Annotated in this window: 20 protein-coding genes; 9 read left to right on the top strand and 11 right to left on the bottom strand. The window is 56.5% G+C overall.

Translation table 11 applies throughout. From position 1 onward, the window contains the following. Positions 1–5: 5 nt before the first annotated feature. The 3 genes from ACO6TI_RS01255 (at position 6) to ACO6TI_RS01245 (ending at position 3623) form a co-directional block, all read left to right on the top strand. The gene (locus ACO6TI_RS01255; protein ID WP_055113956.1) at positions 6–1913 is read left to right on the top strand and encodes a propionyl-CoA synthetase; all 1908 of its coding nucleotides are present in this window, start codon (positions 6–8) and stop codon (positions 1911–1913) included. A gap of 136 nt (positions 1914–2049) precedes the next feature. After that, complete coding sequence (locus ACO6TI_RS01250; RefSeq protein ID WP_196999975.1) at positions 2050–2841, top strand: SDR family NAD(P)-dependent oxidoreductase; 792 nt, start codon at positions 2050–2052, stop codon at positions 2839–2841. Between the two features lie 224 nt (positions 2842–3065). After that, positions 3066–3623 (top strand): hypothetical protein, encoded by a 558-nt coding sequence (locus tag ACO6TI_RS01245; protein WP_422384190.1) that lies wholly within the window; start codon positions 3066–3068, stop codon positions 3621–3623. Between the two features lie 81 nt (positions 3624–3704). Here the strand turns inward: ACO6TI_RS01245 and ACO6TI_RS01240 are convergent, their stop codons facing one another. Continuing rightward, on the bottom strand, positions 3705–5513 hold the full coding sequence (locus ACO6TI_RS01240; RefSeq protein WP_422384189.1) for an ABC transporter transmembrane domain-containing protein: 1809 nt from the start codon (positions 5511–5513) through the stop codon (positions 3705–3707). 315 nt (positions 5514–5828) lie between these two features. On the opposite strand from ACO6TI_RS01240, the gene rpmE reads away from it, so the two are divergent. Next, on the top strand, positions 5829–6053 hold the full coding sequence (rpmE, locus tag ACO6TI_RS01235; RefSeq protein ID WP_008196026.1) for a 50S ribosomal protein L31: 225 nt from the start codon (positions 5829–5831) through the stop codon (positions 6051–6053). A 266-nt stretch (positions 6054–6319) separates the two neighbouring features. Here the strand turns inward: rpmE and ACO6TI_RS01230 are convergent, their stop codons facing one another. Both ACO6TI_RS01230 and ACO6TI_RS01225 read right to left on the bottom strand, forming a co-directional pair. Then, on the bottom strand, positions 6320–6862 hold the full coding sequence (locus tag ACO6TI_RS01230; protein WP_082442663.1) for a DUF1465 family protein: 543 nt from the start codon (positions 6860–6862) through the stop codon (positions 6320–6322). Between the two features lie 415 nt (positions 6863–7277). Then, positions 7278–7472, bottom strand: a complete 195-nt coding sequence (locus ACO6TI_RS01225; RefSeq protein WP_055113946.1) for a DUF1192 domain-containing protein — start codon at positions 7470–7472, stop codon at positions 7278–7280. A 147-nt stretch (positions 7473–7619) separates the two neighbouring features. Here ACO6TI_RS01225 and ACO6TI_RS01220 point away from each other — a divergent pair, with 147 nt between their 5' ends. Together ACO6TI_RS01220 and ACO6TI_RS01215 are read left to right on the top strand one after the other, a co-directional pair. Next, the gene (locus ACO6TI_RS01220; RefSeq protein ID WP_422384188.1) at positions 7620–8624 is read left to right on the top strand and encodes an NAD(P)H-quinone oxidoreductase; all 1005 of its coding nucleotides are present in this window, start codon (positions 7620–7622) and stop codon (positions 8622–8624) included. A 155-nt stretch (positions 8625–8779) separates the two neighbouring features. Beyond that, positions 8780–9517, top strand: coding sequence for a DUF1013 domain-containing protein (locus tag ACO6TI_RS01215; protein WP_108875866.1), 738 nt, complete (start codon positions 8780–8782; stop codon positions 9515–9517). Between the two features lie 78 nt (positions 9518–9595). Here the strand turns inward: ACO6TI_RS01215 and ACO6TI_RS01210 are convergent, their stop codons facing one another. The 6 genes from ACO6TI_RS01210 to ACO6TI_RS01185 all read right to left on the bottom strand — a co-directional run bounded on the left by ACO6TI_RS01210 (position 9596) and on the right by ACO6TI_RS01185 (position 15675). Continuing rightward, positions 9596–10441, bottom strand: a complete 846-nt coding sequence (locus ACO6TI_RS01210; RefSeq protein ID WP_281929197.1) for a carbon-nitrogen hydrolase family protein — start codon at positions 10439–10441, stop codon at positions 9596–9598. Positions 10442–10443: 2 nt separating this feature from the next. Beyond that, a complete protein-coding gene (locus ACO6TI_RS01205) occupies positions 10444–11352 on the bottom strand; it encodes a MurR/RpiR family transcriptional regulator (protein WP_422384187.1) in 909 nt (302 codons plus the stop codon). A gap of 136 nt (positions 11353–11488) precedes the next feature. Further along, positions 11489–12781, bottom strand: a complete 1293-nt coding sequence (locus ACO6TI_RS01200) for a TRAP transporter large permease (protein ID WP_055113936.1) — start codon at positions 12779–12781, stop codon at positions 11489–11491. Continuing rightward, positions 12778–13332: a TRAP transporter small permease gene (locus ACO6TI_RS01195; protein ID WP_208992596.1), complete on the bottom strand. Its 555-nt coding sequence runs from the start codon at positions 13330–13332 to the stop codon at positions 12778–12780. Before ACO6TI_RS01195 ends, ACO6TI_RS01200 begins: the two co-directional genes overlap by 4 nt. A gap of 73 nt (positions 13333–13405) precedes the next feature. Next, positions 13406–14419: a TRAP transporter substrate-binding protein DctP gene (gene dctP / locus ACO6TI_RS01190; protein ID WP_055113935.1), complete on the bottom strand. Its 1014-nt coding sequence runs from the start codon at positions 14417–14419 to the stop codon at positions 13406–13408. Positions 14420–14775: 356 nt separating this feature from the next. Continuing rightward, positions 14776–15675, bottom strand: coding sequence for a MurR/RpiR family transcriptional regulator (locus tag ACO6TI_RS01185; RefSeq protein ID WP_422384186.1), 900 nt, complete (start codon positions 15673–15675; stop codon positions 14776–14778). Between the two features lie 109 nt (positions 15676–15784). On the opposite strand from ACO6TI_RS01185, the gene ACO6TI_RS01180 reads away from it, so the two are divergent. The 3 genes from ACO6TI_RS01180 to ACO6TI_RS01170 are packed head-to-tail and all read left to right on the top strand — an operon-like array spanning position 15785 to position 19533. Then, complete coding sequence (locus ACO6TI_RS01180; RefSeq protein ID WP_422384185.1) at positions 15785–16567, top strand: enoyl-CoA hydratase/isomerase family protein; 783 nt, start codon at positions 15785–15787, stop codon at positions 16565–16567. Positions 16568–16586: 19 nt separating this feature from the next. Next, on the top strand, positions 16587–18731 hold the full coding sequence (locus ACO6TI_RS01175) for an acetate--CoA ligase family protein (RefSeq protein WP_422384184.1): 2145 nt from the start codon (positions 16587–16589) through the stop codon (positions 18729–18731). Position 18732: 1 nt separating this feature from the next. Then, positions 18733–19533 carry a crotonase/enoyl-CoA hydratase family protein gene (locus tag ACO6TI_RS01170; RefSeq protein ID WP_104700856.1) on the top strand — a complete coding sequence of 267 codons (801 nt, stop codon included), beginning with the start codon at positions 18733–18735 and terminating at the stop codon, positions 19531–19533. Positions 19534–19575: 42 nt separating this feature from the next. Here the strand turns inward: ACO6TI_RS01170 and ACO6TI_RS01165 are convergent, their stop codons facing one another. Beyond that, positions 19576–20052 (bottom strand): DUF2141 domain-containing protein, encoded by a 477-nt coding sequence (locus tag ACO6TI_RS01165; RefSeq protein ID WP_422384183.1) that lies wholly within the window; start codon positions 20050–20052, stop codon positions 19576–19578. A 13-nt stretch (positions 20053–20065) separates the two neighbouring features. Continuing rightward, a complete protein-coding gene (locus ACO6TI_RS01160; RefSeq protein WP_422384182.1) occupies positions 20066–20959 on the bottom strand; it encodes a sterol desaturase family protein in 894 nt (297 codons plus the stop codon). Positions 20960–20975 lie beyond the last annotated feature (16 nt).

The raw sequence follows: 20975 nt of genomic DNA, 5'->3' as shown, positions 1-20975 counted from the left end.
TGAAGATGGCGAGCCGGTATCACGAGGTTTATCAGAGCTGGAAGGACGATCCGCTCGGATTCTGGAAAACGGCGGCGGCCGAAATTGACTGGGTTTCCACGACGGACAAGGTATTCGATCCGGATCAAGGGCAATATGGCCGCTGGTATCCGGATTGGGAGTGCAACACCTGCTACAATTGTCTCGACCGGCATGTGGAACGCGGGCGGCCGGGTCAACCGGCTCTGATCTATGACAGCCCGATTACCGGAAAATCGGCGTCTTACACATTCGAAGAACTGCTTGACGAGGTTGAGGCCTTTGCTGCGGTCCTGCGTGACCGGGGACTGGAAAAAGGCGACCGCGCCATCATCTACATGCCAATGATCCCCCAGGCGGTCATGGCGATGCTTGCCTGCGCGCGCCTTGGCGTCATTCACTCGGTGGTCTTTGGTGGTTTTGCGGCGAACGAGCTTGCAACGCGGATTGACGACGCGACTCCCAAGGCAATCATTGCTGCTTCCTGCGGCATCGAACCCGGGCGTGTCATCGCCTACAAGCCCCTGATCGATCAGGCGATCGAATTGTCGACGCACAAACCCGATGCCTGTCTGGTGTTCCAGCGCGAGGAGCAGGCGGCAGATTTGATTGCGGGCCGCGACCACGACCTTGGTGTGCTCATGGACGAGGCGAGGGCAGCTGGCCGCACAGTCGCACCAGTGACGGTGAAAGCGACCGACCCGCTCTATATTCTTTACACTTCCGGCACAACAGGACAGCCGAAAGGTGTCGTTCGCGACAATGGCGGTCACATGGTTGCTCTGAAGTGGTCGATGAGCAATCTCTACGACATCGAACCGGGCGAAGTCTTCTGGGCAGCATCCGATGTCGGTTGGGTCGTGGGTCATTCCTATATCTGCTACGCCCCGCTGCTTCACGGCTGCACGACGATGGTGTTCGAGGGGAAACCCGTTGGAACCCCTGATGCAGGTGTTTTCTGGCGAGTGATCTCGGAGCACAATGTGGCGTCGCTGTTCACGGCACCGACCGCGTTTCGGGCGATCCGCAAGGAAGACCCGAACGGTGAATTGATCGGGAAGTACGATCTTTCGCAGTTCCGGTCACTGTTCCTGGCAGGGGAACGCGCTGATCCGGAAACAGTCAACTGGGCAATCGACCAGTTGCAGGTTCCGGTCATCGACCACTGGTGGCAGACCGAAACCGGCTGGTGCATCGTCGGCAATCCACTCGGCCTCGGGCAACTGCCGGTCAAGCCGGGCTCGCCGACCGTTCCCATGCCTGGGTACGATGTTCAGGTTCTCGATGACGCCGGGCATCCGCTGGGTGCCAACACGCTGGGCAATATCGTCGTGAAACTGCCCTTGCCGCCGAGTGTACTACCGACACTCTGGAATGCCGACCAGCGTTTCTTTGATGCCTATCTCGCGGAGTTCCCCGGATACTACAAGACATCAGACGCCGGGATCATCGATGAAGACGGATATCTGTCCATCATGGCGCGGACCGATGATATCATCAATGTGGCCGGCCACAGGCTTTCCACCGGCGGCATGGAAGAAGTTCTCGCGACCCATCCCGACGTTGCCGAATGTGCGGTCATCGGCATCGCCGACAAGCTCAAGGGCCAGCTTCCCTGCGGGTTCGCAGTTCTGAAGTCCGGGGTTGAAAGGTCTCACGAGGATATTGAAAAGGAACTTGTCAGGCTTGTCCGCGAAAAGATCGGACCGGTCGCTGCGTTCAAGATTGCGATAACCGTCGACCGCCTTCCGAAGACCCGTTCCGGCAAGATCCTGCGCGGTACCATGCGGCAGATCGCAGACGGTGAGAGCTACAAGATGCCTGCCACGATCGATGATCCGGCGATTTTGGATGAAATTACCGACGCCTTGAAATCACACGGTATTTCGACCTGAAACTGTCAACTTCCGTTACAGGAGGAGCAGAACAGTCATCGACAGGGACGTTTTTGACACTTAAGGTCGGGCCGCTGCGAAGCGGCCCGCGTTCGTTGTCGGCGCGGTTTATTGTCAGTCAGCCGTGAGGTTTTTCGTGTCGTTGGAAAATAAGGTCGCCATCGTTACCGGTGCAGCCCAGGGAATAGGATTTGCTGTCGCCAAGCGTTTCGTTTCGGACGGGGCGAAAGTCGTGATCGCCGATATAGATGACGCAAAGGGCGAGGAAGCAGTCGAAGACCTGCAGACAATCGGCGAAGCCATGTATATCCACTGCAATGTCGCCGAGCGTCTCGATGTGCGCAACATGGTTGCCGAGACACTGAACGCTTATGGTGACATAGACATCCTGGTCAACAATGCCGGCATCGTCATCGGCTCCGATTTCCTGGAGTTGGAAGAAGCTGATTTCGACAGGGTTCTATCCACCAATCTGAAGGGCGCTTTCCTTTGTTCGCAGGCCGTCGCACGCCATATGGTTGAGAAAATCGAAGGCGGCGGTGAGCCTGGTTGCATCATCAACATGTCGTCGGTCAATTCGGTCCTCGCGATCCCGAACCAGATCCCTTATTGCGTGTCCAAGGGCGGCGTCTCCCAGCTGACCAAGTCGACGGCCCTGGCTCTGGCACCCCATGGCATACGCGTGAATGCGATCGGCCCGGGATCGATCATGACCGAAATGCTCTCGGCGGTTAACAGTGACCGGGAAGCAAGGCAGCGCCTCATGTCCCGCACTCCTCTGCTGCGGATCGGTGAGCCCGCGGAAATCGCCGGCGTGGCGGCCTTTCTCGCCTCACAGGATGCAGGCTACATAACAGGTCAGACGATTTTCGCCGATGGTGGAAGAATGCCGCTCAACTACACGGTCGCCGTTCCCGATGGGGACTGAAGGGGAGCGTGCTTCCTTTGAATGAAGTGCATGCGCGTTCAACTCCATTCCCCGGTCGGGTTGGTCGAATTGTGTTGATGAAAAACATCCCGGTAATGGTCTCCGGACACACCTGAACGCAGCGAGCGTGCAGGCCCCGGTCGAGTTCCGGAACGATACACTTTCGGCAGTTGCCGTTCTCGGGTAGTGTTTCAACACTGTCTGGATTGGCTGGGGGACAGATCGTGACCCGGAAGATTGAGCTCAACTGGAGCAAGAAGTTTGATTTCGTCGGCAATCTGACCACCGGTCCGACCAACGGTTCATCCACCAGCTTTCAGGTCAAGGCCGCGCTCAAGGCCACCTACAGTTCGCTCTTCGGGATCTACATGTTTCTCGAGGACACAAATTTTGAACCCGGCCGGCGAGCGGCGATAGAAAGCTGGCGAAAGAGCCATGACCTCGGTACCACGGGCGCACTGAAACCGATCTATATAGGCATCGTGAAATCCGACCAGCGTGACTACGTGGAGCGGATGCGCGAACATCACAAGAAATGGATCTACCAGTATCACAACAAGGGCCAGCTCTTCGTGAAATTCGCAACGACTTACTATTGGTGCGAGGATGAGGAGCTGCCACAGCTCATCGAGGACGCCGAGAGCGTCCTGATTTTCGAGAAAAAGCCCTACGAGAACACGGCCAAGACCAGTTCCTACAGCATTGCTGAGGATATCCTGATCATCAATACCGGCCACCATGAGCCATTGCCCAAATCGATTTCGTCGAAGAGGCATTTTTGATTGGATGAAACATCCCGCCACGGGCACCAGCAGGGGAAAGTGCGCCGGTCCCGCATGTCAGTACAGTGCTTGCCGCGACGCTCACGCCGTTTCTTTTTGTTTTTCGGAGCCGAACTGAAGTCGCGCAAGTTTCGCGTAGAGGCCGCCGGCAGCACTCAGTTCCGCGTGTGTGCCGGTCTCGACAATCCGGCCTTCGTCCATGACAAGGATCCTGTCCGCCTTCAGTACCGTGGCCAGGCGGTGTGCGATGACCAGCGTGGTCCGGCCTTCCATCAGCCTGTCGAGAGCTTTCTGAACAAGATTTTCGCTTTCAGCATCGAGCGCACTGGTCGCCTCATCCAGCAGCAGGACCGGTGCATTCCTGAGCACGGCCCGTGCGATTGCAATCCGCTGTCGCTGACCACCTGACAGGGTGATCCCGCGCTCGCCGACCATTGTGTCGAAACCGTCTGTCATATTGTCGATGAAAGGGGCTGCAAGGGCTGCGTGGGCGGCGGCGACAATTTCATCGCGGGAGGCGTCCGGTCGGCCATAGGCGATGTTTTCTGCGATCGTTGCGCCGAATATCGCTGTGTCCTGGGGAACAAGGGCAATGTGGTTGCGCAGATCCTGCGGATCCAGCTTCTGCAATTCAACCCCGTTGAAAAGGACGGTCCCTTCGCTCGGATCGTAAAAGCGCATCAGAAGGCTGAAGAGCGTTGATTTTCCAGCACCCGACGGGCCGACGACGGCGACGGTTTCGCCGGGCGAGACGTCCAGTGTCAGGTTCCGGACAACCGGCATGTCCTTGCTGTTGCGATAGGCGAAAGAAACCCCGTGGAACGAAATCGCGCCGCGATCGGTCTCCGGTAGCCTGACCGGGTCAGCCGGTGCATGAATTTCCGGTTCGATTTCCAGAAGCTCGGACAGGCGCTCGGCCGCGCCGGCAGCCTGGGAAAGTTCTCCCCAAACTTCGGAAAGCGCTGCCAGCGACCCGGCAGCCAGGATGGAATAGAGGAGGAACTGGCTGAGTTCACCACCGGTTATTCGCCCGGCAAAGACATCGCTTGCACCTATCCAGAGAACGGCAACGATACTGGAGCCAATGACAAAGATTGCGAACCCGGTGAGAGCCGAGCGGGCAACGATCGCCTGACGGGCTGCCTGAAATGCCTCTTCGATAGACGAGGCGTAACGCTCGGCACTGCGGTTTTCGTGTGTGAAGGCCTGAAGCGTGCGTACGGAGCCGAGCATTTCGCTCGCATAGGCTGATGCGTCGGCCAGCGTGTCCTGAGCAAAGCGTGAGCGCTTTCGCACCTTGCGGCCAAAACCAAGGACGGGTACGAGAATGACCGGAATTGCGGCCAGAACAAATACAGAAAGCCGCGGGCTGGTCACCACCATCATCACCGCGGCGCCCGCAAACATGATGAAGTTGCGCATTGCCAGCGAGGCACTGGCGCCGAACGCGGCCTTGATCTGGGTGGTGTCCGCCGTCAGGCGGGAGAGAATTTCACCGGATTTTGCGCTGTCGTAGAAGGACGGACTCAGACGCGTCATGTGGGCGAAGACATCGGATCTCACTTCAGCGACGACCCGCTCGCCCAGCCACATCACCAGGAAATACCGGACCGAACTTGCCGTTGCCAGCGCACAGACAACACCGACCAGAACGGCGAAGTACGAATTGACCAGCGCAGGATCGTCCGCACCAAAGCCAAAATCGATCATTCTGCGCACTGCGTTCGGGAGGATGAGCGTGATCACCGCCGCGGAAAACAGTGCCGCAATAGCCGCGATAACCATTCCCCGATGCTTGAGAAGATAGGGCAGAAGGCGGGTCAGCGGCTTCAACGATCTGCGAGATCTGGTCTGGTCGCTTTGCGGGTTCGAGACGGGCGCGTCAGCCAAAAGGGCTCTCCTTGTTATCCGCACCGACTAGGTCGGTACAGCTTGTCTTTAGCATGTTCGGGCATTCAGACAATGCCCGCCAGCAGTTTGCAGCTTGAATGTGATGTGACAGAAAACCGCGTGCAAATCCTTGATCAAAGCCAAACCGGGCAAGCAGGAAATTGCCACTTGTCTTGCTTGCCGCCTTGGGGTATATCCCCGCCTCATGTTTGTGAGGGCGGCGTCCGCATCCGGATCGGCGGCCCCTTATCTCGTTTTGCGCCACCACGCAGTCTTTCCAGGAAAGATGTATCGCGGCGCCTGAAAGGACCGGTCATGAAAGCGGATATTCATCCCGACTATCACACCATCAAGGTCGTCATGACCGATGGTACCGAATTCACCACCCGCTCTACATACGGCGCGGAAGGCGACACTCTGCAGCTGGACATCGATCCGACGTCCCACCCGGCCTGGACCGGTGGCGACCGTCAGCTGATGGACCGCGGCGGCCGCGTGTCCCGCTTCAAGAACAAGTTCGCAGGCTTCCTCGGCTCCTGAGCCGCGATTGCGACAGATTCGATTTCGAAGACCCGGTCCCTGGCCGGGTTTTTTTGTTTGTTACACGCGCAGTTTGTTCTGGCGCCGTTTTCAGGACCTGGCTTTGCCTGACCGAGGCTGACCCGGGATCGGAGTCCTGGCAGCGGTTGTGCGGCAAGGTGTCGGCTCAAGAGACCGGCGCGGCAATTTAGAACCCGATGCCGCCTGACAACAAAAGAAAAAGCCGCCCGTTGGCGGCTTGTCATGATCTTGAATGGTGTACCGGATCAGCCGAGCTTGCCGAAGGCCGCATGCAGCTGGTTGAGTTGAGAAGCAACCGGATTGTCGTTGATCGCTTCGCTGGCCTTTTCCTCGGGTCCCTTACGGTAGAGCATCTTGTCGAGATGGACGACGCGCTCCTGGAGCCGGGTTGAACGTTCAATCAGTTCGCGAAGTGTTTGCGGGAGTTCATCCCAGGAAGGACCACCGGTTGCGCTGCTGAGTTTGTCGAGGCGAACCTTGTTCTTTTCACTGCCGGCCTGTTCGCGGGACATCTCGCCTTCGTTGACGGCGCGTTGCAGCAGTAGCCATGAAGCCAGCTGCATCAGGCGGGTGGTCAGGCGCATTGATTCCGTTGCATAGGCGAGAGACGCCGGGCGCGGAAGCAGTTTGGCTTCCTCTCGGCCATCACCGTCAAGATACATCGCTGTCTCTTCCACGAGCGACATGCCTTCCTGAAACAGGTTCTGGAAGTTGTCCGAGTTGGCGAGATGGTGAGCAATGTGCACCGCACCTGCAGGACCATCGGCTTTTTTCATGTCTTCCGTCATAGGATTACTACGCCTCAACTACTCTTCCGGTACGACGCGCCTTTGTCTTGTTTTGTCCCGGGACGAAACATCCTTTGACAGATGTCCCGTTTCGGAACGTCGCGCGACTTCATGCCAATTACCGAGCAAGCCCTATGCCAAATTGCCCAGTCCGGCAGTTAACCAGAACGTACCTACGATACTATGTGAGCGAAGTAAAAAAAAGAGCCGCACGGTTGCGGCTCTGAAGTCTTTAACAGGGAGGCGTCAAACAGAGTGGACAGGAGCCACTCAAATCCAGATGACTGGATGACTTTCTTTATACTTTGGAAAGATTAATGAGAGGTAAACGCGTAAAAATTTACCAAACCTGTTCACCAAGAACGGGGTCATTTTCTGAAGATATTTCGTGATCTCGTAATAACTTACAGGGAAATCATTGGAAAACCGAGTTTGCGGCATCGCGAATAGTGCCGCGTTGCTCAAGTTCCCTTTGGGTACGGTTAATTTCCTCGCTCAATGCGGAAATGCGTTCGGTAAGCTCGTCTTCGGACAAACTGGAGAGATCTTCACCGACGATAACCTTACCGGTTTCGTTTTTTTTGGGGACATCTTCATCAAAAATACTCATTGTCTCGATCCCTGAAGCATGACGCGTACAAATCCGGCACTGGCTTTCACGTCCATCTTTCTTGCAGACAGGCTGTCATCATCTTTACCATATGTCAGTCTCGGACCGCCTAGCCAGTCCCAAAATGAACCAGGAGAAATTGTCTTTATGCAAAATTTGCCGGAAAACATGACCGCTGTCGCAATTTCAGAACCTGGCGAGCCGGATGTTCTCCAGGCCGAGCAGCGACCGCTTCCGGTTCCCGAACCGCATGAGATCCTGATCCGCGTTCACGCGGCCGGTGTCAATCGTCCCGATGTTCTGCAGCGCAAGGGTGCCTATCCGCCACCGAAGGGAGCCTCCGACCTGCCCGGACTGGAAGTGGCCGGAGAGGTGGTCTCCTGTGGTGCCGACGTGCAGCGGTACAGGATCGGCGACCAGGTTACGGCTCTCGCGCCGGGGGGAGGCTACGCTGCATACTGCAAGGTCCCGGCTGGACATGCACTCCCGATCCCGGCAGGCCTGTCCATGGTCGAGGCTGCAGCGTTGCCGGAAACCTTCTTTACTGTCTGGACCAATGTGTTCGATCGTTGCGGTCTTGGAACAGGCGAACGGTTTCTGGTACACGGCGGGACCTCGGGGATCGGTACGACAGCCATTCAACTTGCGAAGGCGTTTGGCGCAGTCGTTTTCACAACGGTCGGCTCGGAAGAAAAGGCAGATGCCGTCCGCAAGCTCGGCGCGGACCACGTCATCAATTACCGTGAAACTGCTTTTGAAAAGTCGGTCCATGAGATCACCGGTGGAGAAGGCGTCGATGTCATTCTCGACATGGTTGGCGGAGACTATGTCGAACGAAACTGGAAGGCTGCGGCAGTCGAGGGACGGATCTGCCAGATCGCGACGCTCAACGGCATCGCCGAGAACGTCAATTTTTCCCGCTTGATGGTCAAACGCCTGACACATACAGGCTCGACGCTGCGGCCGCGCAGCGATGCCTTCAAGACGGCTATCGCCGAAAACCTGGAGGCACGGGTCTGGCCGCTGATCGAGGCGGGAAAAGTTAAGCCGGTTATGGATTCAACCTTTCCGCTCGATCAGGCCGCCGAGGCACATCGACGGATGGAAAGCTCTGGACATATTGGCAAAATCGTCCTGACGATCGACGTTTGAATGTCGGTCCCGCGGCCGTGAATTGCTGAACGCCGGAGACCATTTGCGTTTCCGCGACGTTCAGCTTATATTCCCGCGAACTTCCCATGAAACTGGAATGAATCACCGCTTTTTCGCCCCGCCGGGCGGGGGAGCACACGAGAGGAATTTACCCGATGGCGAACACGCCGCTTATGCCGAAGGCCACCGCCGTCTGGCTCGTAGACAACACGGCTCTCAGCTTCACGCAGATCGCTGCTTTCTGCAAACTGCATCCGCTGGAAGTCAAGGCGATCGCCGATGGAGAAGCTGCCCAGGGCATCAAGGGCCTGGATCCGATCCTGACAGGCCAATTGTCACGCGAAGAAGTCGAAAAGGCTCAAACCGATCCCAACTACCAGCTGAAACTTCAAGGGTCGAAGGTGGTGGTTCCAGAATCCAAACGCAAAGGTCCGCGCTACACGCCGGTTTCCCGCCGTCAGGACCGCCCGAATGCGATCCTCTGGCTGGTGCGCAATCATCCGGAGATGAAGGACGCGCAGATCATGCGTCTGGTCGGCACGACCAAGCCGACGATCGCGGCGATCCGCGACCGGACTCACTGGAATTCGGCAAATCTCACGCCATCCGACCCGGTCACTCTGGGTCTCTGCAGCCAGCTTGAACTGGACATGGAAGTTGAAAAGGCAGCGAAGAATGCACCTCAGCCTGTCGCCGGCGAACCCGTCGAGACGCTGATGCCGGTTGACGAGAGCACCAGCGAAGATGCAATCGCCGCAGCCTTCTCGCTCGATCCGAGCCAGCCGGTGAAGCGCGAAGAGGAAGAAGTAATCGATGCGGATGCAGTCTTCGCCAAACTGAATTCGCTGAAGGGCGATGACGCCGAAGAGGAAGACGAAGACGACACCAAGTAAGGTGGTTGTCCATTTAGTGTTGTTTTGGCCGCCGACTGACACCAGCCGGCGGTCTTTTGTTATTTTATTGCCGCGCGGCTAGGCTTTCATGAGATCAATTCGATAGTGTTCGAGCCGGTCTTTTAGGAACGTATAGTCACGCCTTGCTTTTTGCAGGGTTTTCCGGTCAAGCGAGATGACCTGAAAGTCTTCCGATCTTTCCGCGAATGACAAGGGTGGTGTTTTTTCGTCCTGCCATGGCAGGCAGAAGAGAGAGTTGCCGTAGGTTTCTCCCGCCCGATTGAGTGACAGGAAAAATACCTGGTTTTCCAGAGCCCGAGCGGTAGCAAAGGCATGCCAGGTGTGAAAGCTCTCATCGCGATAATAAGCGCCGCAATGCAGGATCACATCGACATTCTGATCCACGACCAATGTTCTGGTCAGTTCAGGAATGCGGATGTCGTAGCAGATGATCGGCGCCAACCGGAAGCCTTTGACCTCAAAGGCGAAAAGGTGATTTCCGCGGTGGAAGTATTCTTTTTCCATCGAGGCGCCATATTGAGCAAGGTGAAGCTTGTCGTAGTACCCTACGAGCTCACCGTCCGGTCCGACGACGCCGGTGCTGATGAAAGGGCCGCCTTTGCCGCTGCGTGCAAAGCCGTATGAAACGTAAATCTTGAATTCCTGCGCCAGTTGACGCCAGGCGCCGAAGGAGGCTCCGTCCACGGGTTCCGCCAATTCATTCAATCCGGCGAATGCCTCGCGAGAATAGTCGATGCTGGAAAGCTCCGGCAGGACAACAAGATCAACGGAAACGCTCCCGTTCAGTCGTGCGCGCACCTTTGCAACCGTGTTGGCAAGATGGGCATCACGGTCCTGCACCGACACGGTTGGCGGCACATCGATCTGGCAAGCCAAAATGGTGAGCGTCTCGTCAGATGTCATTATCAGGCTTTCTTGTTTTTCCAGTATTCGTTCAGGCGCATTCGGTCTGCCTCGATGCGCTCAATGCGTTCAACCACATGACTGGACTGGCCTATCGTGAAAAACCCGATCAGGGCTTCAATCAGAACAGTGGTTCCGACATAGGATTCAAAGAACAACGGACTGCGATTGGGTCCGAGCAGGACATAATCGGCTTCAAAGGAAATGGGGGCGGCTGGACTGTCGGTGATCGCGACAACCTTCGCACCACGTTCCCTGGCCAGGATCGCAAGTTCAATCGACGCGCGGGCACAGGGCTGCTGACTGATTGATATCATGACGTCGCCTACGCCGATATCGGCAATCGGATCGGCAAAAACGCCGCCTTCCCCCCGGACCAGCCGGATCTTGCCACTGGCCATACCGGCGAGGTAATGCGTGTAAGCGGAAAAACTTGCAGACGCCTGCATGCCGACGACAAAGATCTGACGGCTTTCGTTCAGAACATTTGCGACGCTGGCGAAATAATCCGGGTCGATGGATTCGAATATTGCCGTCAGGTTGTCCAGCGTCGAAGACCGGAATTCTTCCCATATTTCACGTGTGCTGATATCGCTGCCTGTCTTTTGCAGGTTTTCAGCGCGCAAGTGGTATTCCTTGATGTCGCTCTGCTGAACCTGCTTGCGATAAACCTCGCGCAGTTCCCCGTAGGTTTCGTATCCCAGTGCCTTTGCCAGACGCGAAAAATTGGGAAGGGAGACACCGGCACCGGAAGCAACCTGGCGCATGGACAGCGTTGCAATGTCGCCCGGATGTTCAAGCATGTAGGTCGCTGCCACCTTGAGCGCGCGCGGAAGGCCTGGAAACAGCTCCTTCAGGCGTTCACTGACACCCAGATACGCGTTCATGTCGCTCGACTTCTCCTTTGGCACACTCATCTCCCTGCCTGTTTACGGGGCGCTGATCTGATCATTCGTTACTCGCCGGAGCAATAGTTTTCACAGTTGTAACCGTTCGGGACATCGCGAGCCGGTCTACTGATCTCGAAATCCCCCTTTTCCTCTGCAATCAGCGGCTGAGCAGCAGGTTCGGAAGCCACAGTGAAAGCTGCGGGACGAACGTCGTCAGTACGAGCGTCGGCAACCAGGCGCAGAAAATGAACAGAAAGGTCGGACCCAGCATCTTGCTGACCGGTGTATTTGTAATCTGCGCTCCCAGATAGAGAAGCGGGGCGGTTGGTGGTGTCACATTCGCCATACCCAGGTTCACACCCAGAATTGCCGCAAAATGAATCGGGTCGACGCCGACGCTCTGCACGATCGGAAGCAGCAGGGGTGTCGACAACAGCAGGCCCGAAATATCGTCCATCAGCATGCCGATCAGGATCATGACGACATTGACCATCAGCAAAATGATGATCGGATTTTCCGAAACGGAGAAAACCATTTCACGGGCGATTGTCGGAATGTCCTCAAAGATGAGAAACCGGCTGACGATCAGGACCATGAAGATCATTGTCATGACAACACCGATGGTTATCCCGGCGTCAGAAAGCGTGTTGATCAGGCTTTTCCAGGTCAGACCCCTGTAGACATAAATGGCAATCGGTATGGAGTAGATAACCGCGACACCGGCTGCCTCCGTGGGTGTCATGATGCCACCGTAGATACCACCCAGAATGATCAGGGGCATGAACAGGGCAGGCAGGGCCTGGCGCGTCTGGATCTTGAATTCCGGAACGAAATCCGTGGGCCGTTCCGTAACCCTGATGTCCTTGTATTTGCGCAGGGCAAACTGATTGGTGACGATCAGAAGAACGATCAGAATGATCCCGGGAAAGACGGTCGACAAGAACGCCTTCAGCACGGATTGCTGCGCAACCCATGCATAGAGAATGTGCGACGAACTTGGCGGAATGAGCAGGCCAAGCGGGCTGGCGCTGACGATCAGGGCCGCTGATAGACCCTCGGGGTAATTAGCCTTGCGCAGATGGGGCATCATGATGCCGCCGATACAGGTCAACGTCGCGTTCGCGCTGCCGGAGATCGATCCGAATATGCCGCTGGCGACGACGGCCGCTGCCGAAAGCCCACCCTTGATATGACCGATGAAGAGTTCTGCCAGCGCAACGAGCGGCGCGGCGATCTTGCCTTTTTCCATGATCGCTCCGGCAATCATGAACAAGGGAATGGCCAGAAGAACCAGAGTGTTCATCTTCCAATACCCGGCGGGGAGATATCCGGTGATGTCGTGGCCGCCGGTCATCGCGAGAAAGAGCAGAACGGCTCCGAATGCGATATAGACACTCACGCCGAGCAGGAGCAGGCCGCAAATGATGATGATGCTACCAAGAATGATCATTTTCCGGCCTCCAGCCGACCTGTTTCAAACCGGGCGGGGCCATCGATGATGTGGAGGATCATGTAAATGGTGTTGAAAAGGGTCATGAAAAAGAAACCGACGAGAATGGCGGTCCTTGGAAACACTGCCGGAATCTTGAGGGCGGTTGTCTTTTCCCAGAGCGGATAGGCGATAATTTCGCTTTCGACCGCCAGGTAACACCAGTAGACGATGTATATGCCGATCACGAATTCGATGAGGTAAACCGCCAGACCCCGCCACCACGCAAGCCTGGATCTTCCAAGTACGACACCGAGAATGTCGGCATTTACATGCGACTTCCTTTCAGCGGCAAGCGCAGCTCCGAGAAAGAATGTCCAGAAACTGATCGCCAGCAACCATTCTTCGTAGGCGAAAAGATTGCCGGAAAAGCCGTATCGCACGATAACCACGACGAAGAAGGTCAAAGCCATCAACAGGCCACCTGCGGCAACGAAAAGGCGCATGAACTTCAGGGTCAGCCGCATGGGCGTCGCAGCAACTGCGGGCAACCTGTCAACGATTTCAGTCATCCGGTTTCCTCCACCCATAGACTGCCGGACACAAAAGAGGCCGGTAACGCAGGCTACCGGCCAGTTCGGCTGCTTATTGCGAGGTCAGGCGATCAAGTGTCTCCTGACCGATGGTCTCAACCATGGTCGGCCAGATGTTTTCGCGGACCCAGGAAGCCATTGCAGCCTGTTCTTCTGCGTCCAGGGCGAGTATTTCATAGCCCTTTTCCTCGAGTTTCTTGCCGAACTCCGCATCATTGGAACGGTTGTAGGCAAAGAAGTCGTCGGACGCCTTCGTGAATGCCGCCTGTACGACCTCACGCTGCTTGTCGCTAAGTTTGTTCCAGGTCTTCTGCGACCCATAGTAGGACGTCAGTTCGGAAACCGAATTGTACTGGACATAATATTTGCCGACGTCGGACTGTGCGAAAATCGAGTAGGTCGCTGATTTGGTGCAGCAGATTGCGCCGTCCACGATGCCGGACTGTATGGCGGGAAAGATGTCGCCCCAGGCCATGGTGGTTGCCTGATAACCCATGCCTTCGACCATCGCCTTGATCACATTCGATGACCAGACACGGATATTCATTTCCTTGGCGTCGAGCGTGTTCCAGTTTTCGGGTTTCTTGTTGGCAACGATTCCGGTGAATCCTTCCGGGTTGTTGGCCAGAAGGACGAGGCCGAGCTCGTTCAGGCGTTCCTGCAGGATCTGGTTGAACCGGGAATCCATGTTGCGCATGACGCTGTCCATCTCGTCAAAATTGTTGACGAGAAACGGCATCGACAGGAATTCCAGCCGGGGGTCCTTGTGAGAATAGATGAAGGCAGCGGTGAAATCGATGTTGCCGCGGATGGTGTCTTCCATCAGGGCTTCACCGGAACCGAGCTGGTTGGCCGGAAAAACCGACATTTTCAGGCCGACATCGGCTGCTTCGATGTCCGACTTGATCTGTTCCATCATTTTGGTGCCCGGATGATCCACCGGGAACGTTCCCGCGAATTTCAGGCGTATGTCAGCGGCCGAGGCCGCGCCGAGTGCAGACAGTGTCAGAGCGCCCGCCAATGTGGCGCCGGCAAACAATTTTCCGAATTTCAGTGACTTGAGCATGGTTTCCTCCCTTGCGCAGGCTCGTCACGACCGATGTTTCGGGCCTGCGATGCAAAGATCCTCACGGCAGCCCGACCTGATGGGAGGGCGCGCGTGATTGGTCAGGAGCGTAACGTCAAAAATATTACAAATGCAACTCTTTTATTGATTTTTGTTACATTTGTTAAAATTACTGCAGGCACGTCCAATTGTCTCTGGTGCGATCAGCGGCCGGATCCACCCACCAGAACTTGAGAATGCCTGCAATTTCTTGCGAAAATTCCGGAAGGACCCGGGTGCTGCCAGAGCAAAGACCCGTGCGACAGGCCGACGCCAAAGACGCCGGGATTGTCGCAAGTTGACTTGGGTAAACCCGATCAGGTCCGCCGCACTTTTGGCAGTTTGGCCTGCCAGTAGGCGCCGAAATCCTCTCGAATGGCCTCGTAGCCGGCAATTCGGGACTGCGCCCCTGTTCCACCTCTGCTGACCAGGTGGAACAAAAGGCTTTCCAGGACGACCATCGCACCGGCAAAGCAACTGAAATGGTGAAGGGAGTTGAGCGACACCTTGAGAAACAGGTCCGCGTCAATGTTGGGTGCAATCAATTCACTGTCTGAAATCAGGATGACCCGTGTGCCATTGCGCTTGGCCAGCCTCAAGGCACTGATTGTGTCAGCGCTGTAAGGCGGAAAAGTTATCGCCATAAGAACGTCTTCCCTGCCGACCGACATCATCTCATCGACCGGACTGCCCATGTGCCGGGGGATCAGGTTGAGATTGGGAAGCGCCATGCGCCCCACATAGTGAAAGTAATAGGCGAGCGCATAGCTTGCCCGCGTTGCGGTGACGTAGGCGTTGCGGGCATTCATCAACATGTCCACCGCGGTCTCGGTCTTTTCGATCGTGAGCAGGCGGAGGGACTGTTTGACGATGTCGATTTCGTTGCGCACGGATCGTGCGTGAAATTCTCCGAATTCGCCAGCCTCCGTCAGCCGATCGATCCAGCCGTCGCCTGAAGATCTGTCGTATTGTTCCACCAGGGAAATGCGGAAAGGCTCGCGTAGCTCCTCAAAACTGGCAAACCCCAGATGATTTGCAAGGCGTACAAGAGAGTTTGCGCTGATGCCGATCTTGTCAGCCGAGATGCGGATCGTGTCGAGACCGAAATCGTTCGCATTGTCGATAATGTACTTCGCTGCCAACTGGAGGCGCGGTGGCAGTCTGTCGACATCCTTGAGCAGGCGCTTGCAGATTTCAGCTTTCTCGTTGGCTGACATCTTTGGTTCTCCGTTTCAATTACAAGAAAGAACAAATGTTCTTTAGTTTCCATATTGAGAATATTTGTAACATAGGTGCAAGTCACGCCCGAAATGAACGGAGGGTGTCATGCCATACCAGACCATCATCTATCGAAAGACAGGCCCGCTGGCCGAAATCCGCTTCAATCGCCCCCATCGATTGAACGCGGTCGTGACTGAGTTCTACACGGAGATCCTCGAGGCATTGACCGATGCTGAAAAGGATATCGACGTGCGCTGTGTGGTCCTGACGGGAGAAGGACGCGCGTTTTGCGTCGGTGCAGACCTCAAGGAACATGGCGCGGGGGTTCGCACGGAGCTGGAGAAACTTGAATACCTGCAGCTCGGCAACGATGTCTGCGAGCGCATTTACAGACATCCCAAGATCATCATTGCCGGTGTGAACGGATATGCGCTCGGGGCAGGGGCCGAAATGTCCTGTTCGTCGGATTTCATCCTGATGAAGGAAAGCGCACAAATCGGCTTTCCCGAGATCTCGATAGGGACTCATGTGGGCGGTGCCGTGACCGAAATCCTGCCGCGCCTGGTCGGGCTGTCAAAGGCCAGGGAGCTGATCCTGACCGGCCGCCGCGTCGCTGGCAAAGAGGCGGCCGAAATCGGCCTTGCCACCAGAGTGCTTCCCGACGATGAATTTGAGGCGGGAGTTGCATCATTTGCAGCTGAGATCGGCTCGAAAGCTCCAATTTCCATGCGTTTCGCCAAAGAGAATCTGAACGCCACGCAGCGGGACTATGGCTCGCGTCTGGTGACCGAACTGGACGCCTTGCGCACCTGCATGTTGACCGAGGACTGGCGGGAAGGTGTCGACGCCTTTGCCGAAAAGCGAGCGCCGGTCTTCAAGGGCAGATAACAGGGCAGGACGAATTCTCATGAGCAATGCACTCAACAGCATCTTCAAGGCGCGCTCCATTGCGATTGTCGGTGCCTCGAAAGATCCTTCCAAACGCGGAAATCAGGCAATCCGCAAGCTTCGCGCAGACGGTTATGAAGGCAGGATCTTTCCGATCAACCCGAAAGAAACCGAAATTCTCGGCATAGGGGTCTATCCCTCGATTCTGGCGGTCAGGGAGCGGATCGATGTCGTGCTGATCTGCACACCGGCCCGCACGCTGCCTTCCATTCTTGAGCAATGCGGACAGAAGAACGTCCCCGGAGCGGTCATTCTGGCGGCAGGTTTTTCGGAAATCGGTGCGGAAGGTGAAGCAATCGCGCAGGCGACCTTGGAGGCTGCGCGCAAGAACAATGTGCGTGTCATCGGCCCGAACACCAACGGCGTTTTCAACCTGCAAAACAAGATGAACATGGTTGGCGTTCAGGATGTTGAACCGGGCAATATCGGCATCTGCTCCCAGTCCGGCAACATGATGCTTGCCTTTGTTACCGAAGCGAAGCGGCGCGGCGGTGTCGGCTTTTCTTCTTATGTTGGTGTCGGCAATCAGCTGGACGTGACGCTGGCTGAATATCTGGAATATTTTGGTGAAGACAACGACACCAAGGCATCGGTTTTTTACGTGGAAGGCTTTCAGGACGGCCGGGCATTCCTGGACACATGCCGCCACGTGACACAGAAGAAGCCGGTGGTTGTCTACAAGTCCGGTCGGACCGAGGCAGGCCAGGTTGCAGCCAGTTCGCACACCGGCTCGCTCGCATCCAGTTTCGACCTGACCCGGCACCTGTTGCGCCAGGCCGGAGCCACCGTTGTTGAGCAGTCAGACAAGATCCTTTCGATCGCCGAAGGCCTTTCAAAGCTGACAGTGCCAAAAGGCGGCCGGGTTGCAATCCTTGCAGATGGCGGCGGCCACGCGACGATAACGGTCGATGCTCTGGTTGACGCAGGTGTTGAGCTGGCGGAACTGTCTACCGGGACGGTCGCAAAACTGAACAATGTTCTGCCGACGGCGGCATCCTGCGTGAACCCGGTGGATGTTGCCGGCGGCACGGACGATGATCCTTCGGTCAGCGCGCAATGCGCCGAGATCATTCTTGCGGATGACAATGTCGATATCCTGATGATCATCGGGATGTACGGCGGCTTCGCCGAGCGCTTCAATCCCGCGCTGCTGGACAATGAAATCGAAACCTCGCAACGCCTTGCCGCGTTGCCAGAAAAATACGGCAAGCCGCTGATTGTGCAGAGTGTCTATAACACGGTCCGGCCAAAACCCATCGAAGTGCTGAAGGAGGCAGGCGTGCCTGTTTTCGTCTGGCCGGAACCAGCCGTGCGCTGCATCTCGGAGCTGATCGACTACGCCCGTGCCCGTGCCCGCAATGCCCTGTCCCCTCTCATTGTACCTGATGGTCCGACAGAGCAAGGCAAGGCCATTCTTTCCGGGGTCATTGGCGAAGGTCGCGATGCGTTTTACGAGCATGAGGCCAAGGACCTGCTCGTTCAGTATGGCGTTTCGGTTCCGCCCCAGATGCTCGCCACTTGTGAAGCGGATCTCAAGCAGGTGCCTGTCGATCTAGGAAATGGGCCCATGGCCATGAAAATCGTCAGCCAGGATATCCTGCACAAATCCGACGCTGGAGGCGTTAGGCTGAAGATCTCCGGTGAAGACGAATTGCGCAGTGCTTACAAGGATATTCTGGCGAATGCGCGCGCCCATGATCCGGAGGCGGACCTGCACGGCGTTCTTGTTGCGCCGATGGCCGATTCAGGTGTCGAGGTCATCATCGGTGTCGTGCATGATGCCATGTTCGGACCCGTCATGATGTTCGGTCTGGGCGGCATATTCGTCGAAGTTCTGAAAGACGTGTCGTTCCGTGCCCTGCCTATGAGCCGGGCAGATGCCGAAGACATGATCGATGACATTCAATCGAGCAAGATCCTTGAGGGGGTACGGGGTGCGCTGCCAGTCGACAAGACCGCACTTGTCGACCTGATGATGAAGATTTCCCAACTGGCACTCGCCCATCCGGAGATCAGGGAAATCGACCTGAACCCGGTCATCCTGCGCCATGACGGTTATGCTGTGGTCGATGCCAGGATGATATTGAATTCAAAGGGACAATGAAATGACAGAAAAACTTCTCATGGATCAGACCGGTCATGTCGTGACCCTGACGCTGAACATGCCCGAGACGCGGAACGCGCTTACGGATGTTGACCTCTGCGATGCCATCGTCGACGCCATGCGTTCAATCACCCGGGACGCATCGGTTCGCTGCGCGATCATCACCGGCGCCGGCAAGGCCTTTTCCTCGGGTGGCAACCTCAAGCACATGAAGGAAAAGAGTTCGATTTTCGGCGGTGATGCGATCGATGCGAAAGACGGATATCGCGCAGGCATTCAGCGGGTTGCCAGAGCAGTCTGGGACTGCGAGGTGCCGCTGATCGCAGCCGTGAACGGCCCAGCCTATGGCGCCGGTTGCGACATGACCTGCCTGTGCGACATCCGCATCGCATCGACCCGCGCGACTTTCGCTGAAAATTTCGTCCGGGTCGGCTTGATTTCCGGCGACGGAGGCGCCTGGTTGCTGCCACGACAGGTTGGACTGTCGCGCGCCGCTGAAATGACCTTCACCGGCGAACCTGTGGATGCTGCAACGGCGCTCGCATGGGGACTGGCATCGAAAGTCGTTGAGCCGGAAGACTTGCTTTCAGAGGCTTCAAGCCTGGCGGACCGGATCGCGCAAAATCCACCAAGGCAGTTGCGAATGGCAAAACGGCTGCTGCGTGAAGGCCTGAATACCAGGTTCGATGGTCTTCTGGAATTGGCCGCGGCATACCAGGGCGCCTGTCACCAGACCGAGGATCACACGGAAGCGGTGGATGCGCTCCTTGAAAAGCGGTCTGCCGTCTTCACGGGTCGCTGAGCGCCGATCTGTGGGCTGAACGCCGCAATGCAGTGCCGGTTTTCAGTTCAGATAAAACATCCGGACGGTCTGCAAGCGTTCTTTCGTGGCCGCCCGTTTGAAGGGTGGTTCGTCATAGGCATCCTTTGCACCCGACACGGTATAGCCTTCGCTCGGGACCTGGCCGTCCATGTCAAGGTCCCGGTTTTCGTTTTCATCGTGGAAGGCGACAACCGCATAGGGGCCGGATGTTAGCTTCGGAAAGAAGGCCTGAACCGATCCGGTCGAGGCGGGGACTTCCTTGTAGCCGACAGCGGTCTCATAATCATAGGCCTTGAAGGCGTCACGATTGTCCATGACGAGAACGACCACCAGGCCTTTGCTGTTCCGCACGCCTTCGACCGTTACCTCCAGGCCCCGGCTGGCATTCTTTTTCTCTTGGGCCTCTACCGTGGGAACAAGGCTGGCGGCGAAGGCGCCACCCAAGAGGATTGCTGTGCTGATACAGATCGCTGACACTCGTTGTCTTATGCTTGGCATTGGTTTTCTCGCATTATTTTGAAGGCGTTTCGGATTTGTCTTTAGGCTGCCAGCCCGGTGGGTTCAGCAGAACGCCGACCTTGTTGGCGAGGCCCGGCATTTGCCAGACGTCACGTCCGAGGCGGTAGAAGCCGTGCAGAAACGCGACGACCGGGTTCACCGAGTTGATCGGATGCACAAGGCCGTAGGTGACCCTTTCCTTCTCTTCTGCGAACGTGCCGAACATGCGATCCCAGACGATGAAGATGCCGGCATAGTTCTTGTCGAGATATTCGGCGTTTGAACCGTGATGCACCCGGTGATGGGAGGGCGTATTCATGACTGCTTCCACCGGTCGCGGCAGTTTGCGCACGGCCTCGGTGTGAAGGGCGGTCTGGTAGACCTGAACGATCACTTCGGCGAAGAGAACGACAATCGGATTGAAACCGAGCAGGACCAGGGGTAGGTGGAACAAGACCGGCCAAAAGGAATCCATCGGACCGAAACGATAGGCGACGGAGATATTGAAGAAGGGTGAGGAGTGATGAACCGAATGGGTCGCCCAGCCAAGGTTCACCCGGTGAAGAAACCGGTGTTCCCAATAATAGACGAGATCGGCAAGAACGATGCAGATCAGCACCGTGAGCCAGTTGACCTCGATATCAAATATCGCGAACCGCCAGACGTAATAGAACGCGGCGACGTAGAAGGCTCCGAGCACCAGAACCGTAATTCCGATGAAAAGTGCGAGGGTTACATAATTCGTCAACGTGTCGCCAATCAGCGTCCAGCTCAGTTTCCTGAAGATCCGGTAGCGGATCAGTTCAAAGACCAGGAAGCCGAGGGCGAGTACAAAGAACCAGTCGTCGATGAAGACTTCCAGCTGTTCCAGCCAGGCAGTGCTGAGTGGGGATAGAAGGATTTCCAAGGGAATGCTCCAAAAT

The sequence above is a fragment of the Roseibium album genome (assembly GCF_965233825.1).
GTDB classification, from domain to species: Bacteria; Pseudomonadota; Alphaproteobacteria; order Rhizobiales; family Stappiaceae; genus Roseibium; species Roseibium album.
Note: the sequence above shows the minus strand (reverse complement) of the source record. Positions and strands in the feature narration are given on the sequence as shown.

Excerpts from the sequence above, each read along its gene's own strand:
- ACO6TI_RS01255 (WP_055113956.1), top strand. The coding sequence starts at position 6 with ATGGCGAGCCGGTATCACGAGGTTTATCAGAGCTGGAAGGACGATCCG.
- rpmE (WP_008196026.1), top strand. The coding sequence starts at position 5,829 with ATGAAAGCGGATATTCATCCCGACTATCACACCATCAAGGTCGTCATG.
- ACO6TI_RS01230 (WP_082442663.1), bottom strand. The coding sequence starts at position 6,862 with ATGACGGAAGACATGAAAAAAGCCGATGGTCCTGCAGGTGCGGTGCAC.
- ACO6TI_RS01225 (WP_055113946.1), bottom strand. The coding sequence starts at position 7,472 with ATGAGTATTTTTGATGAAGATGTCCCCAAAAAAAACGAAACCGGTAAG.
- ACO6TI_RS01220 (WP_422384188.1), top strand. The coding sequence starts at position 7,620 with ATGCAAAATTTGCCGGAAAACATGACCGCTGTCGCAATTTCAGAACCT.
- ACO6TI_RS01215 (WP_108875866.1), top strand. The coding sequence starts at position 8,780 with ATGGCGAACACGCCGCTTATGCCGAAGGCCACCGCCGTCTGGCTCGTA.
- ACO6TI_RS01210 (WP_281929197.1), bottom strand. The coding sequence starts at position 10,441 with ATGACATCTGACGAGACGCTCACCATTTTGGCTTGCCAGATCGATGTG.
- ACO6TI_RS01200 (WP_055113936.1), bottom strand. The coding sequence starts at position 12,781 with ATGATCATTCTTGGTAGCATCATCATCATTTGCGGCCTGCTCCTGCTC.
- ACO6TI_RS01195 (WP_208992596.1), bottom strand. The coding sequence starts at position 13,332 with ATGACTGAAATCGTTGACAGGTTGCCCGCAGTTGCTGCGACGCCCATG.
- dctP (WP_055113935.1), bottom strand. The coding sequence starts at position 14,419 with ATGCTCAAGTCACTGAAATTCGGAAAATTGTTTGCCGGCGCCACATTG.
- ACO6TI_RS01185 (WP_422384186.1), bottom strand. The coding sequence starts at position 15,675 with ATGTCAGCCAACGAGAAAGCTGAAATCTGCAAGCGCCTGCTCAAGGAT.
- ACO6TI_RS01180 (WP_422384185.1), top strand. The coding sequence starts at position 15,785 with ATGCCATACCAGACCATCATCTATCGAAAGACAGGCCCGCTGGCCGAA.
- ACO6TI_RS01175 (WP_422384184.1), top strand. The coding sequence starts at position 16,587 with ATGAGCAATGCACTCAACAGCATCTTCAAGGCGCGCTCCATTGCGATT.
- ACO6TI_RS01170 (WP_104700856.1), top strand. The coding sequence starts at position 18,733 with ATGACAGAAAAACTTCTCATGGATCAGACCGGTCATGTCGTGACCCTG.
- ACO6TI_RS01165 (WP_422384183.1), bottom strand. The coding sequence starts at position 20,052 with ATGCCAAGCATAAGACAACGAGTGTCAGCGATCTGTATCAGCACAGCA.